Raw genomic sequence first — 14,778 nt, 5'->3', positions numbered from 1 at the left:
GAATCCTTAACTATTTTTCTTAATAATTTCGTGTGCCAAACTTAAGTAATTACTGGCACCTTTACTAGAAGCATCATAATTAATTATGCTTTCACCATAACTTGGAGCCTCACTTAAACGAATATTCCTCTGAATGATAGTTTTAAACACCATTTCATTAAAGTGTTTTTGAACTTCTTCTACTACCTGATTAGATAATCTTAATCTAGAGTCATACATCGTTAACAATAACCCTTCGATATCCAAATTTTTATTATGGATTTTTTGTATGCTTTTTACTGTATTTAAAAGTTTTCCTAGTCCTTCTAATGCAAAATATTCACACTGAATAGGAATCATTACCGAATCAGCAGCAGTTAATGCATTTAGAGTTAACAAGCCGAGAGAAGGTGCACAATCTATGAGGATATAGTCATATTTTGACTTTAGCCCTTCGATTGCTTTTTTCATCATATACTCACGTTGCTCTTTATCAACAAGCTCTATTTCTATTGCAACCAAATCAATATGTGCAGGGATAATATGCACATTAGGAGAATTGGTTTCTAAAATTGCATCTTCAGGCTTTATGGTATGCTCTAGAATTTGATACGTCCCTTTTTCAATAGTATCAACATCTAACCCTAGTCCAGAAGTTGCATTGGCCTGTGGATCTGCATCGATCAGGAGTACTTTTTTCTCTAAAACACCTAGAGAAGCCGCTAAGTTTACAGAGGTGGTAGTTTTACCTACACCACCTTTTTGATTTGCAATTGCTATTATTTTACCCATGAGGGGAGATTTGGATTTAGTAGCGATAAAAATACAATTTATTATATATTATAAAAATGAAAAATGTTAACAGTAGGAAATAAAAAAGACCATCCCCCTTTAAGGATGGTCTAACGTACTTTTATTATTGTTAATAAATACTTATTTATTTTTTTTTGCTCTGATCATTGCTTCTAGTTGATCCCACATTTCTTCAGGAATTTGTTCAAGAAGATTAAATTGCCCTGCTCCTTTTAGCCATTCACCACCATCTAATGTAACAACCTCGCCATTTACATAGGCAGAAAAATCGGATACCAAATAAGCCGCAAGATTAGCAAGTTCCTGATGATCCCCTACACGAGCTAAAGGCACTTGTTTAGCCATATCAATCTTATCTTTTAAATCTCCTGGTAAAAGGCGGTCCCATGCTCCTTTTGTAGGAAAAGGACCCGGAGCGATCGCATTAAAACGCATTCCATATTTTGCCCATTCTACAGCTAATGATCGAGTCATTGCCAAAACTCCTGCTTTTGCAGTAGCACTTGGTACTACATACGCCGAACCTGTCCAGGCATATGTTGTTACGATATTTAGAACAACAGTATTTTTGTAATTATTTTTAATCCAGTGTTTTCCAAAAGCAAGTGTACAGTTTTTGGTACCTTTTAACACAATGTCAATAATGATATCAAATGCACGATGTGATAAACGCTCTGTAGGAGAAATAAAATTTCCTGCAGCATTATTAAGTAACACGTCCACCGAACCAAAAGCTTCAAGAACCTTGTCTCTCATTGCTTCTACCTGATCATATTCTCTTACATCACATTGCACCGGTAAACAGGTACCACCTGTTTCGGATTCTAGCTCTTTGGCCGTATTTTGCAATTTTTCTAGATTACGTGAAGTAATGGCAACATTGGCTCCAAGTTCTAGAAAATATCTCGTCATAGATTTACCTAATCCGCTACCCCCACCGGTAACAACGATATTTTTTCCTTTTAGTGCTCCATCACGAAGCATTTTATCTTTATAATTCATATTTGTATCAGTATTCTGCTAAGATAACAAGTTATAACCATAAACTATGCATGCATAGTTTATTTTTGTTTTCTTTTTAATGTTTAGCTAAAATACTATTATTTATAATGCTTAAAGTAGTGCGGGATTAAAAAATAATTATCTAATTATTGTGATTACCTATAATCATTAGAAAAGTCATGCGTCATACTCTCATAACATTGCCTAATTATTTTTGTGTATTTTTATAAAAACACTACCACTATTTTTGGTATGTATTATTAGGGAAAAGGAATATATTATTGAAATTATGATTACAAAAATTAAACAACTATCACTGTACAGAATAGCAACGTATAATGTTGATTTTATTAGCGAAATTATTTTTAAAAGACGTTTAGCTTTTAAAATCTTATTTTTTACAGTAATCATAGGGAATAGTGCTTCTGTCTTTGGTCAGCCCAGATCAAACCCAAAAGAAATTTCGGGATATGTAACTTATAATGATTCTCCTATTAAAAATGTAAATGTCGTAGTGAAGAATACAGATGTGAAAACAACTACAAATAAGAAAGGATATTATAAAATTAAAGCTTCAGAGAAAGAAATTATACAGTTCTCTTCTGTTGGTATGAAGCCGGTTGAAATTATTGTTGAAGACGTGACTAGACGTCTAAATATTGCTATGGTTGATGAGTTAAATGAACTTGGAGAAGTAGTACTTAAGACTAATAAAAAGAAGAATCGTTATGGGGAAGAAGAGGAGTCTACAATAACAACTTCTTATGGGGAAATCAATAAAAAGAGTGTCTCTTATGGAAGAATAAAAAAGATTAGAGGTAAAGAACTTACAGTTCAGGGAACCAGTTTAATTGAAACATTAAGTGGTATTGTAAAATATCTAAGTATTGAAAACGGTAGAGTACGAATAGTGCCTAATTTGTCTATTTCAAATCCAGAGGAAAGTTTAGCTGTTTGGGATATTGATGGTACTGTATACGAATACCCTCCTAACTTGGCTGTAGGAGATATTGATAAAGTTACAGTACTAAAATCCGTGTCCGCAACTGCAAAATACGGCATGCGGGGATCAGGTGGTGTAATCGTTGTAAGAACCATAGGAGTTAAATCTGTAAAACAAAAAAAAGGAAAAAAAAGAAAGAAGAAAAAAGGAAAACAAAATGGTAATGGAGCTGTTCCTTATACCTCGGCAGAATCTAAGATCTCCTTCCTTGCCACTCTGGATACAATTTCTGATCATAAAACATTATCTAAATTTTTTCAGGGACTTTCCTCTAATTATATAGAAACTCCTAGTTTTTACCTGGATGTTTCTAAATATTTTAAAACGGAGAAAAACAATAATTCTCTATCATCACAGGTGCTATCTGATGCTCAAGATATTTTTACGAATGACCCAGAAGCATTGAAAGCTATTGCATATACATATCAGGAACGTGGTTTACATCAAAAAGCTGTTGATGTGTATACCAAGCTTGTAGAATTAAGACCATCTTATGCACAATCCTATAGGGATCTGGCAAATGCATATACAGAGAATAAACAATATAAAAAAGCCTCGAATATGTATCTTCAATATTTGCGAGAAGGTAATTATATACTTGAAGAAGGGATTGAAAAAATGGTATATAGTGAGATGGCATATTTATACACATTAAAAAAGGGAGCAGCTGGTATTAAAGAAAATTCTGAGATTAAAGGATTGGGATTGCAAAATTCAAAAAGCGATATTCGTTTAGTGTTTGAATGGGATACCTCTGAAGCAGAGTTTGCAATAGAATTTGTTGATCCCCAATCTAGAGCGTTTAATTTTGAACATTCTCAGGAAAAGGATAGTAAACGTATTATGGATGAAAAGCAGAGAGGATATTCTTCTAATGAATTTTATCTTTATGATTTGACCGAGGGGAATTGGTTTATTAATATAACTTATTTAGGAAATAAAAAGGATAAACCTTCTTATGTAAAAGCTTCGGTATATAGAAATTGGGGTAAGATCAATCAAACCAAAGAGGTCAAACTTTTTAAACTCAAAAGAAAAAATTATAAAATGGGACTATTAAAATTGAACTCAAAACTACCTAGTTCAGAATATTAATTGCTTAAATAGTTAATAAAAACATAAAAATTACTGTTTGTCGTCTTTATGTATAAATACGGCAAAATCTTTGTGGAGTTAAAAAATGAATTAAAATCAAATTCAAAATAACCTTTATAAGGTTGATTTTTTCATTTAATTCTACTCATAATGTCCACAAAAAAACACTCAGCTTTTTTGATGATTTTAATCATGATGACAATGGGGGAGTCTACCCTTTTTGCTCAGTCTAAATCAAACCTAAATAAAATCTATGGATATGTTACTTCAAATAATATCCCTCTAAAGAATGTAAATGTTTCAATACAAGATAAAAATAGAAGAACTATTACTGATGAAAATGGATATTATTATATAGAAGCTTCAGAAAAAGAAGTCATTTATTTTTCTTTTGTAGGAAAAAAAACAATAGAAGTTATTGTAGAAGATGTCACTCAGTTTCTTAATATAAAGATGATCGAAGATGTCAATACGCTAGATGAAGTATTAGTTAAAACTAATCGTCATGAGAAACATTCTATGAAGAATAAGCCTAAATTATCTAAACTGAAAACAGCATATGGGGAAATTGATCTAAGAAGTTCACCATTTGCTTCTAAAATTGTAAAAGGAGAAGATCTTAATGTAGGAGCTATTGATTTAATAGAAGCGATTAGGGGACGTATTCCAATTTATGGTATCGTCTATCAAGGTTCGGATCCTGTAGGTAATGAAGGTATGACAGTGGGACATGGTAAAAAAAGAGTTAGAATTTTACCTAGAGTTTATACTATGTTTAATGAAGGAAGTGGACTGGCAATTTGGGATGTTGATGGCTTTGTTTATGAGGAAGCACCCCATATTGATTTGAATGATATTGCATATGTAGCCGTACTTAGATCTGTTGCGGCAAGAACAAAATATGGAACAAGAGGAGCAGGAGGAGTTATTGTTGTTACAACAAAGAGTTCAATGTTGCATAAAACACTTAAAACAAAGCTTGGAACCAATGAAAATCAGTATCAAAATAATGCTTTTCCCTATATTGATAAAGGATCTAATATTATAGGTGTCTTAGAGAAAATAGATTCGAATATCAGCGAAAAAAAAGTGTATGAAACCTATAAAGCTCTATCTACAAAGTATCAAAATTCATCAAGTTTTTATCTTGATGTAGCTAATTACTTTAGGCAAGAAAAAGAAAACAACAAACTATCCTTGTTAGTGCTGTCAGATATGGAAAAGATGTTTGATAAAAATGCAGAAGCACTTAAAGCTCTTGCATACAAATACCAGGAATTAGGTGAAAAGTTGAAAGCTTTGCATGTTTATAATAAGATTATTCATTTAAGACCATCTTATGCGCAATCATTTCGCGACTTAGCTAATGTGTATTCAGAAAACAAAGAGTATCAGAATGCTTGGGATATGTATATGCGATATTTGCGTAGAGGTTTTAAATTAGAAGAGAAGGGTATAGAGCAAGTTGTTTATAATGAAATGAAATACTTGTATACACAAAAAAAAGAGGAAGCAAAAATTAAAGAAGTTTTTAAGATTAAGAAAGAGGAAGAAGAAACGTTAACCAGTGATGTTCGTGTTGTTTTTGAATGGAACACCTCTGAGGCAGAATTCTTATTAGAATTTGTAGATCCTCAATTAAATTCTTTTGCTTATGAGCATTCTTGGGCAAAAAATAGTGATCGTATTTCAGATGAGAAACTAAAAGGGTATTCTTCTGATGAATTTTTCATTTATGATTTAGGTAAAGGAGAGTGGCTTATAAATATCACTTATCTAGGAAATAAAAAGTATGCTCCCACATATTTAAAAGCAACAGTTTACAAGAATTGGGGAAGAGAAAATCAAACAAATCGTATAAAACTGTTTAAACTTAAAAGCTATAACTATAAGATACAACTGTTTAAGTTTAACTCAATATTTAGATAATACCTACTTAAATACAGAAATTAAAATCTCTAAAATGGTGATTGCCGCATCACTTATTTTTGTTCCTGGTCCAAAAATAGCAACTGCACCTGCTTCAAAGAGAACATCGTAGTCATCAGGGGGGATAACACCACCAACAATAACCATTATGTCTTCTCGTCCATATTTTTTAAGCTCTTCGACAATTTGAGGAACCAAAGTTTTGTGGCCTCCTGCAAGTGAAGATACTCCCACGATATGTACATCATTTTCTACAGCCTGTTTTGCAGCTTCAACAGGGGTTTGAAATAGCGGACCAATATCTACATCAAAACCTACATCGGCATAACTGGTCGCAACTACTTTTGCACCACGATCATGACCGTCTTGTCCCATTTTGGCAATCATAATCCTTGGTCTGCGACCTTCTAATTTAGCATATTGATTTGCTAATTCTCTTGCTTTATTAAAAGATGCATCATCTTTTATTTCTTTTGCATACACACCCGTAAATGATTTGATTTCTGCTTTATATCTTCCGAATTCTTTTTCTAAGGCATCACTGATTTCTCCTAACGTAGCTCTCAGTCTTGCGGCTTCTACTGCTAAAGCTAATAAATTTTGACTTTCATTAGTCGCTGCTATAGTTAAATTATGTAATGCTTTTTGTGCAGCCTTCTCATCTCTAGAAGCTTTTACTTTATTAAGCCCCTCTATTTGCTGGGTTCTCACAGCTTGATTATCTACTTTTAGAGTATTAATAGCCTCTTCTTCTTCTAGTTTAAATTTATTAACTCCTATGATTATATCTTGTTCGCTATCGATTCTAGCTTGTTTACGTGCGGCAGCTTCTTCTATTCTCATTTTTGGAATTCCTGCTTCAATAGCTTTGGTCATTCCTCCAAGTTCTTCTACTTCTTCAATAAGCTTCCACGCTTTTTCGGCAATATCGTTAGTTAGGGATTCTACATAATAACTCCCTGCCCATGGATCAACTGTGCGGGTAATCTGAGTTTCTTCTTGTAGGTATATTTGTGTATTTCTGGCAATTCTTGCAGAAAAATCTGTAGGCAGTGCAATGGCTTCATCTAGTGCATTGGTGTGTAAACTCTGTGTTCCACCAAAAGCAGCAGCACTTGCTTCTATACAAGTACGAGCCACATTATTAAATGGATCTTGTGCAGTAAGACTCCATCCACTGGTTTGACAATGCGTACGGAGCATTAAAGATTTTGGGTTTTTTGGATTAAACTGCTGGATCAATTTGGCCCATAGCATGCGTGCAGCACGCATTTTGGCAATTTCCATAAAATGATTCATGCCAATTGCCCAAAAGAAAGAAAGACGTGGTGCAAATGAATCGACATCCATACCTGCTTCAATCCCTTTTCTAATATACTCTAATCCATCTGCTAATGTGTATGCCAATTCGATATCACAGGTAGCACCAGCTTCCTGCATGTGGTAACCAGAGATACTTATAGGGTTAAATTTTGGCATATTCTTAGAGCAATATTTAAAAATATCACCAATGATTCGCATAGATGGAGCGGGAGGGTAAACGTAAGTATTACGTACCATGAACTCTTTTAAGATATCATTTTGAATAGTTCCAGAAAGTAGATTTTTATCTACACCTTGTTCTTCTGCAGCTACAATATAAAATGCCATAATGGGTAAAACAGCTCCGTTCATAGTCATAGAAACAGACATTTTATCGAGTGGAATCTGATCAAATAGAACTTTCATATCCTCTACTGTATCGATCGCTACTCCGGCCATACCTACATCACCAAACACACGTTCATGATCACTGTCATATCCACGGTGTGTAGCCAGATCAAAAGCTACAGATAGTCCTTTTTGTCCCGCAGCAAGGTTTCTGCGATAAAAAGCATTACTTTCTTCTGCAGTAGAAAAACCTGCATATTGTCGTATTGTCCAAGGTCTACGAACATACATTGTAGAATATGGACCACGTAAATAGGGAGGAACTCCAGCAGAAAAATTAAGATGATCTACATCACTAATATCATCTTTTTCGTAAAAGGATTTTATATCAACTCCCTCTGAAGTAGTAAATGTAGAAATCTGTTGCTGTTTATCAAGGGTAACTTCTTTTGATAACTGGATATGTTGTACGTCTTTTCTATTCATTACTCAAAACCTCATTTTTTAAAATGATAAATTAACAAGGCTATAAAATTAAGGTTTTAAAAACGATTTTTATTAAAAAAAAACGGATTCGAGTTTAAGTTTTTAGAGAATAGTAAAAAAATTACTTAAATGCCTTTTCGATAACCATTAAGATAGAGTAATATACATCAAAAGCTATAAAGTTTTTTATTTCTATTGCACAAAATTCTTTGTCCGGAATATAATAGATTCTTTGCGAAATTAATGAAGTACTAACATTACCATCTTCTTCGAGAGTAGAAATAATATCTTTAAAGTCATCGCTATCACTTGTGTTTTTAAGGCATTGAATATATCCACCTCTATAATTGAAAATTAAGATTTCTTCTCCATTTTTTTTACTTGTAGTGGGTGTAGACTTTTTTACAGCTTCTTGATTTTCGTATTCGCTTAATTTGATCCAAAGAGAGGTTTTATTATTAGCAATCTTTTTGAATTCTCGAGCGAGTTTAATAGAGTTATCAGAGGGGAGTTTTCTTAAGTCAATTGATAAACTGGCAACCTCGGCTAAGAAAGTTCGATAGGTTTTTATAGAGTCTGTGCCAAATTTATAGTGAGCAAATAGGTCATTCTCAAAAGAATCATATGCTTTTTTTATGATACCGGTTTCATCTACACTAAGGCAGTCATAACCAGACTGAGAATAAGTCACCTTTATGCATATAAATAAAGTTATGACTATAATTCTAGATCTAATCTTCAGGGGCATTGATTTAGATTTAGTAATGTTAATGTATAGGCTAAATTTTATAATTCAGCCGGGAAGTTAACAATTAGTTAGCAAATATTAACGTTTTATTGTGTTTTTTTCTTAAATCCGAAATTATTGCCGTTGTTTTTTGTGAAATTCAATATGAAATAAAATAGGAGGTAACACCTTAAACGACTTATGTATAGGTGTTATATTTTCTTAGGTAATTACCCAAATGCTTTCTCTATTACTAGCAAAATAGAATAATAGATATCAAAAGCGATGAAACTTTTTACCTCATGAGTGTTAAATTCTTCTCTTGGTAAATCATGCAATCTTTGTGCGATTAGAGATGGACTTACATTACCATCAAGCTCTAAAGTATTTACAATATCCTTAAATCCTTCGCTATTGCTATTGTTTTTTAAGCATTGAATAAACCCACCACGATAATTAAATGTCAAAACTTCTTCTTCTTTTTGTTGAGTAGTTTTTGGGCCAGAAGTATTTTTTGAAGCTACCATTTCTTCATCATATTGACTTAGTAAAACCCAAAGAGAATTTCTGTCGGTAGCTTTTTTCTTGTATATACGCGCTAGTCGTATAGAATTCTTAGAAGGAAGCTCTCTTAGGTTTATGGATAAGCTATATACTTCATTAAGAAACGTTTGGTACGTTCTTATGGTGTCATTGTTAAATTTATAATGATGAAATAAATCTTTTTCAAAGGAATCAAAAGATTGTTTTAGTAATCCTTGATTGTCAATCTTGAGGCAGTCAAAATTTTGTTCGGTGGTTTGAGTATTACCTGTAGTACATATAAATAGAACTAAAAAAAATAATACAACCGTATATTTAATCTTTAGGGGCATGAGATTAATATTTAGTTATAAAAAAGTGTTGCTTCCTTGTAAAGTACGAAAAATTAACGACTTATGCTATGAGTTCACGGTTTTTCTTTCTATTTCCTGAGGCAATCTTTTTGCTATTATTGGAGATAAAAGTGTTTTTCGAACTCTTTTATCTGGAAATACCGGTTTTTGAAATTCTGGAATATGTTCTTCGGGATTTTGATATTTATTGGTCCCTGTTAATATAATTTCTTGATTATCGAATAATTCTTGCTCTTTTTCGGCACTCTCTTTTATTTTTTTCTGAATAACCCCTGATTTTAACTGGTTCAGGAAACCACCGCCTTCTTCAATATTTTTAAATATTGATAATGCCTTATCGGCCATTTGTTTTGTTAAACTCTCAATATAGTAGGATCCTGAAGCGGGATTAGCAACCAGATCAAAGTAGCTTTCGTTTTTTAGAATTAAAAGTTGATTTAACGAAATTCTCGTTCCAAAATCATTTTCGAGATGATAAATATCGTCATAAGGTAGATTTTGAATGGTATCGGCACCTCCTAATATTGCACTCATACATTCTGTAGTAGTACGTAACATATTTACGTTATAATCCAGAATGGTCTTGTTTCTATGTGATGGATATGCTAAAATATGACACTCTGTTGTAGCGCTATATTCTGGAGCCAAAGTGCTCCATAATATTCTAAGAGCTCTTAGTTTAGCTATTTCAAAAAAGTAATTACCACCTACCGCAACTTTAAAAACTACAGGTGTTTTTTCTAAAAGTGTACTTGTAGCGTTTTCAAAATGATTTAAGTATTCATTGGCATGAGCTAATCCATATGCTAATTGTTGTACCATTGTAGCACCAGCATTTTGATACAACCCTATATTAATACTAATACTGTTTTTAAGATGTTTATTCTTAGTGATTTGATCTAATGAAGCATGATCTTCTTTTAATGTCTTATACCAGTTTCCTGTACTTGCCAGATTATTAATAATATCTGTTAATATATAGATACTTAGATTAATTTCTTTGGCAATATCATTTAGTTTTTGAACATAAGAAGAAGAAAGAAATTCAGTTTCTATAAAAACAGAGGTATCAGAAGTAATATGTTGTAAAAGACTTTTTGGATCAATATCTTCTTGTGAGATCACAAAATGAATACTTTCGGCACCTTTTTTAATAGCTTCCAGAGCTTTTTGGTTACCAATAATTGCTGTACTAACTACTATTTTTACAGAATTTTTCCAAGTAGAAGGATGAGATACAGAACCGTTTTCGATACTGTCCTCCTCATTGTAAAAAGGTTTTATATCAATGCCTTCTAAAGATTTATAAATCAATGCTTCATTATAATCTGCACCTTTGAGATCAAATTGAATTTTTTGTTTCCATTGTTTTGCAGAAACTTTTTCAAAACCATCGAATAGGGATTTAGTCATCTTTTTTGTTTTTAGGTACACTATCTTCATACTCAATAATGTATATTTCTTCATTATCTCGCTTCATAAAATATTCTTCTCTTGCGAATTTTTCAAGCTCGCTACTGTCTTTTAATACTTTAATATCCTTCTGATCCTTTACAATCTCCTTCATATAGTATTCTTTATTATCTTCAAGCTCCTGGATTTCCTCATCTAATTCTCTATGAATCAACCAGGAATTCGTGTCAAAAAACAGCATCCAAACTATAAATAACAGAATAATGAGCACATATTTATTTAAAAATATGGCAAATATCGGGATCAACGCCGGTTTATTTTTTAGTTTCTGAAAATATTGTTTTAACTTCAATCTAATTGAGAATAATATTCGTTGTAAAGGTACAAAAGTTAATTCAAGCGTTCTTTAATAATGGTACGTACAATATCAATAGCTACATTATTATAGTTGTTGTTGGGTATAATAAGATCAGCAAATTCTTTGGTTGGATCAATGAACTGTTGATGCATAGGTTTTAATGTGTTTTGATATCGATCCAAAACTTCATCCATATCACGTCCACGCTCTGCTATATCCCTTTTAAGTCTTCGTATTAGTCGTTCATCACTATCTGTTTGTACATATATTTTGATATCAAACATTTCCCGGATTTTTGGGTTGGTAAGTATTAAAATTCCTTCAACGATGATTACTTTGCTTGGCGCTGTACTAACAGTTTCGCTAGTGCGATTATGTTCTACAAAAGAATATACAGGTTGTTCTATTGTTTCGCCTTTTCTAAGTGCGGTCAAATGTTGACCTAATAGTTCGAAATCTATAGATTGTGGATGATCAAAGTTTATTTTAACTCGTTCTTCGTACGCGAGATGACTTGTATCTTTATAGTATGAGTCTTGTGATATGACACAAACTTCATTTTCTGGTAATTCATTTACAATTTGATTGACAACAGTAGTTTTTCCACAGCCTGTTCCTCCGGCGATACCGATAATTAGCATTTCTGATTTTTTTGACAAATTTAAAGATTGTTTTTGAGTAATTGCGCATCAAATTTCTATTGTCGTAAAAGTTATAGTGTACCTTTTGTCGGATCAAAGAAATATACAAGAGATTTTATCACGGATGATATAGGACTCCAGAGGAAGAATCTTTTCTGGCTCCGGTAACAGATTGCAGGCAATTTATTTCATTTCTTTCTCTAAGTACTCCCATAAAAGCAAAGATCAGTGCTTCTTTAAAATCAATAATCTCTTCTGATGGAATAACTACTGTCGCAAAACCGTCTAATTTTTGTTGCAATATTTGGATAAGAAAATCATTTTTTGCGCCACCACCGGTTACCAGTATAGAACTGTTTTTATGTTTAGTTTTTTTAATTGCATCTGCTATTTGAGTAGTAATATGGTGAACAGCTGTATGTAAAAGATTTTCTGTAGTATCCTGATTATGAACAATAATTGGAATCATTTCTTCGGTAAACCATTCATATCCCAAAGATTTTGGAAACGGAAGCTTATAATACGATAGATTATTTAAAGTATCTAGTAAGGCAGGATTTAAGGTACCTGTTCTAGCGATCGCCCCACCTTTATCATATGCTTTATCTATAGTCGAACAAATAAAATTAAGTAGCATATTGGCAGGCGAAATATCATAGGCAATTCTTTTTCTCCCACTATTAAAAGAGATATTGCTAATTCCGCCCAGATTAAGACAAAAATCGTATTGATCAAATAATAACTGATCACCTATAGGAACTAGAGGAGCTCCCTGGCCACCCAGAGCAACGTCATTGGTTCTAAAATCACAGATTACCTTTTGCCCACATACATTGGCCAGATGTTGTCCAGATCCTATTTGATATGTTAATCCAATCTCGGGTTGATGAAAAACAGTGTGACCATGGCTGGCTACAAAATCTACCTGAATGTTGTTTTGATTCATGAATTTTTTTACCTGATTACCCAACCAACTTCCATATTCGTTATGAAAAGTCAATAAAGCCGTTGGTTCGAGATGTACTGTGTTTTTTAATTGCTCTTTAAAAGTAACATCATAATCAATACTATCAGTATTAATAATAGAGAATATCCAGGTATCATTTTTCTTCTCAAATGAGCAACAAACAATATCCAATCCGTCTAGAGAAGTCCCAGACATTAAACCGATTGCAGTGTATTGATTTTTAACCGAACTCATATCTTTTTATATTGAAAGTTGTACAGGAGATAGACCAATGGCTTTATGTTGCCCAAGAAAGTGTTTGGCTCCTACCTCTTGAAAAGTTTTAAAATTCTGATATACAAGTACTATGTTATTTATATTTTTAGTTTGTAATATTCTCAAAACATATGGATTACCAAACAAATATAAAGTTACATTTTTTGTGGTACTTAGCTTTTCTATAGCTTGCAGTATCTCTGGGTCTATACCAAACTCATGTATTGGTTTTATTGAAGGTGGAAACAATGCTATAAGAATATTATTACCAGAAATGGTAGTAGAAAAAGATTGGGTATATCTTGATTTATTAAACTGTTTGTATTGTTTAATTTCTTCGAAAAAGGTACAATTTTTACTATTTCCTATAACTACAGCTTCAAAACTTTCGATATTAAATTTTTCAAAACTTTCTTTATCCGACTTATAATGAGTGAGTGATGCTTTAGCGATGTTACTATTTAAAGAAGCTTCTTTTTCAGGATCAAAAGTAGGCTTCGAGATATTCTTTTCAAATGCATCTTTTTTAAGCTTTTGAATTCTTGTAAAACTTTCTTCAATTTGCTCGTCAGTTGCATTTTTTTCTATGGTACGAATACCTTCTGCTACATGCTCTGCAAAACATAGAATATCATTACCTGCATCAAATGCTTTCCATTCTAATATTCCTTTTTCGGGATATAATTTAGAAACACTATGCATATTAAGGGCATCAGAAATAACAACACCTTCGAAACCCAATTCATTTCTTAATACTCCTTTAATAATATCTTTTGACAAAGTAGCGGATATATTTTTTCCTTTGGTTAAAGAAGGTACAGCCAGATGTCCGATTAAAATGCTATCAATTCCCGATGCTATTGCTTTTATAAATGGATACAGTTCTTCATCATATAATTCTTGTCTAGATTTAGAGATTACTGGAAGCCCAAGGTGTGAATCTACAGCAGTATCCCCATGTCCTGGGAAATGCTTAAAACAGCCTAAAACCCCTGAAGCTTTAAGTCCTTTGTAAAATGCTAAGGATTTAAGAGTAACCTGTTCTTTTTTTTCACCAAAAGAACGATAACCGATTACAGGATTATTGGGGTTGACATTAATATCGGCAACAGGAGCTAAATTGAGGTGAATTCCTATACTTTTAAGATCATTTCCTGTGTATTTCCCTACTTCGGTAATCAAATCTGATTGATCATCGGGTATTGCTCCTAATGTTATGGCATAAGGATATTGAGGGGTATTTTCTACACGCATTGCCAATCCCCATTCTGCATCAATACTAATTAGTAGTGGGGTAGGAGCTATGTTTTGATAATGTGTTATAAGTTCTGCTAGTCGTTTAGCACTATCTTCATTTCGAATCACTTTTTTCTTGTCCTCAAAGTTGGTAGCAGCACTGGCTCTACTATGAAAAAAGGTAAGACCTCCTACTTTATAATCTAGTATTAATTTTTCGACTTCTTTTATTTCTTGATCCGTATCATTAATAAATGCAGCAGGAAAGAAAAACTGGCCAATTTTTTCGGTTTTAGAAAGGTTGGATAGATTCATTACTTGCATTAAT

At 32.7% G+C, this 14,778-nt stretch carries 12 protein-coding genes; 2 read left to right on the top strand and 10 right to left on the bottom strand.

The genetic code is table 11. The features are described 5' to 3' along the window. Positions 1 to 6: 6 nt before the first annotated feature. Both Z054_RS0103265 and Z054_RS0103260 read right to left on the bottom strand, forming a co-directional pair. Positions 7 to 771 carry a ParA family protein gene (locus tag Z054_RS0103265; RefSeq protein ID WP_024768663.1) on the bottom strand — a complete coding sequence of 255 codons (765 nt, stop codon included), beginning with the start codon at positions 769 to 771 and terminating at the stop codon, positions 7 to 9. A 141-nt stretch (positions 772 to 912) separates the two neighbouring features. Further along, positions 913 to 1,794 (bottom strand): SDR family oxidoreductase, encoded by an 882-nt coding sequence (locus Z054_RS0103260; protein ID WP_024768662.1) that lies wholly within the window; start codon positions 1,792 to 1,794, stop codon positions 913 to 915. Positions 1,795 to 2,083: 289 nt separating this feature from the next. On the opposite strand from Z054_RS0103260, the gene Z054_RS0103255 reads away from it, so the two are divergent. Together Z054_RS0103255 and Z054_RS0103250 are read left to right on the top strand one after the other, a co-directional pair. Further along, the gene (locus tag Z054_RS0103255) at positions 2,084 to 3,892 is read left to right on the top strand and encodes a carboxypeptidase-like regulatory domain-containing protein (protein WP_035090462.1); all 1,809 of its coding nucleotides are present in this window, start codon (positions 2,084 to 2,086) and stop codon (positions 3,890 to 3,892) included. A 150-nt stretch (positions 3,893 to 4,042) separates the two neighbouring features. Further along, positions 4,043 to 5,821, top strand: coding sequence for a carboxypeptidase-like regulatory domain-containing protein (locus Z054_RS0103250; RefSeq protein ID WP_084050081.1), 1,779 nt, complete (start codon positions 4,043 to 4,045; stop codon positions 5,819 to 5,821). Between the two features lie 3 nt (positions 5,822 to 5,824). Here the strand turns inward: Z054_RS0103250 and scpA are convergent, their stop codons facing one another. From scpA to Z054_RS0103210, 8 genes are all read right to left on the bottom strand, one after another. Then, positions 5,825 to 7,957 carry a methylmalonyl-CoA mutase gene (scpA, locus tag Z054_RS0103245; protein WP_024768659.1) on the bottom strand — a complete coding sequence of 711 codons (2,133 nt, stop codon included), beginning with the start codon at positions 7,955 to 7,957 and terminating at the stop codon, positions 5,825 to 5,827. A 121-nt stretch (positions 7,958 to 8,078) separates the two neighbouring features. Next, positions 8,079 to 8,648 (bottom strand): hypothetical protein, encoded by a 570-nt coding sequence (locus Z054_RS0103240; RefSeq protein ID WP_024768658.1) that lies wholly within the window; start codon positions 8,646 to 8,648, stop codon positions 8,079 to 8,081. Between the two features lie 266 nt (positions 8,649 to 8,914). Continuing rightward, complete coding sequence (locus tag Z054_RS0103235; RefSeq protein ID WP_024768657.1) at positions 8,915 to 9,559, bottom strand: hypothetical protein; 645 nt, start codon at positions 9,557 to 9,559, stop codon at positions 8,915 to 8,917. Positions 9,560 to 9,625: 66 nt separating this feature from the next. Beyond that, the gene (locus Z054_RS0103230) at positions 9,626 to 10,993 is read right to left on the bottom strand and encodes a methylmalonyl-CoA mutase subunit beta (RefSeq protein WP_024768656.1); all 1,368 of its coding nucleotides are present in this window, start codon (positions 10,991 to 10,993) and stop codon (positions 9,626 to 9,628) included. Next, complete coding sequence (locus Z054_RS0103225; RefSeq protein ID WP_051473670.1) at positions 10,986 to 11,300, bottom strand: FtsB family cell division protein; 315 nt, start codon at positions 11,298 to 11,300, stop codon at positions 10,986 to 10,988. Before Z054_RS0103225 ends, Z054_RS0103230 begins: the two co-directional genes overlap by 8 nt. Positions 11,301 to 11,383: 83 nt before the next feature. Next, entirely contained in the window at positions 11,384 to 11,992 is a 609-nt protein-coding gene (gene udk / locus Z054_RS0103220; RefSeq protein WP_024768654.1) for a uridine kinase, read from the bottom strand. Positions 11,993 to 12,110: 118 nt separating this feature from the next. Further along, the gene (locus Z054_RS0103215; protein ID WP_024768653.1) at positions 12,111 to 13,193 is read right to left on the bottom strand and encodes an anhydro-N-acetylmuramic acid kinase; all 1,083 of its coding nucleotides are present in this window, start codon (positions 13,191 to 13,193) and stop codon (positions 12,111 to 12,113) included. Between the two features lie 6 nt (positions 13,194 to 13,199). Next, complete coding sequence (locus Z054_RS0103210; RefSeq protein ID WP_241461383.1) at positions 13,200 to 14,774, bottom strand: glycoside hydrolase family 3 protein; 1,575 nt, start codon at positions 14,772 to 14,774, stop codon at positions 13,200 to 13,202. Positions 14,775 to 14,778: the final 4 nt, after the last annotated feature.

The sequence above is a fragment of the Aquimarina macrocephali JAMB N27 genome, assembly GCF_000520995.1.
GTDB lineage: Bacteria > Bacteroidota > Bacteroidia > Flavobacteriales > Flavobacteriaceae > Aquimarina > Aquimarina macrocephali.
Note: the sequence above shows the minus strand (reverse complement) of the source record. Positions and strands in the feature narration are given on the sequence as shown.

Excerpts from the sequence above, each read along its gene's own strand:
- Z054_RS0103265 (WP_024768663.1), bottom strand. The coding sequence starts at position 771 with ATGGGTAAAATAATAGCAATTGCAAATCAAAAAGGTGGTGTAGGTAAA.
- Z054_RS0103260 (WP_024768662.1), bottom strand. The coding sequence starts at position 1,794 with ATGAATTATAAAGATAAAATGCTTCGTGATGGAGCACTAAAAGGAAAA.
- Z054_RS0103255 (WP_035090462.1), top strand. The coding sequence starts at position 2,084 with ATGATTACAAAAATTAAACAACTATCACTGTACAGAATAGCAACGTAT.
- Z054_RS0103250 (WP_084050081.1), top strand. The coding sequence starts at position 4,043 with ATGTCCACAAAAAAACACTCAGCTTTTTTGATGATTTTAATCATGATG.
- scpA (WP_024768659.1), bottom strand. The coding sequence starts at position 7,957 with ATGAATAGAAAAGACGTACAACATATCCAGTTATCAAAAGAAGTTACC.
- Z054_RS0103235 (WP_024768657.1), bottom strand. The coding sequence starts at position 9,559 with ATGCCCCTAAAGATTAAATATACGGTTGTATTATTTTTTTTAGTTCTA.
- Z054_RS0103230 (WP_024768656.1), bottom strand. The coding sequence starts at position 10,993 with ATGACTAAATCCCTATTCGATGGTTTTGAAAAAGTTTCTGCAAAACAA.
- udk (WP_024768654.1), bottom strand. The coding sequence starts at position 11,992 with ATGCTAATTATCGGTATCGCCGGAGGAACAGGCTGTGGAAAAACTACT.
- Z054_RS0103215 (WP_024768653.1), bottom strand. The coding sequence starts at position 13,193 with ATGAGTTCGGTTAAAAATCAATACACTGCAATCGGTTTAATGTCTGGG.
- Z054_RS0103210 (WP_241461383.1), bottom strand. The coding sequence starts at position 14,774 with ATGCAAGTAATGAATCTATCCAACCTTTCTAAAACCGAAAAAATTGGC.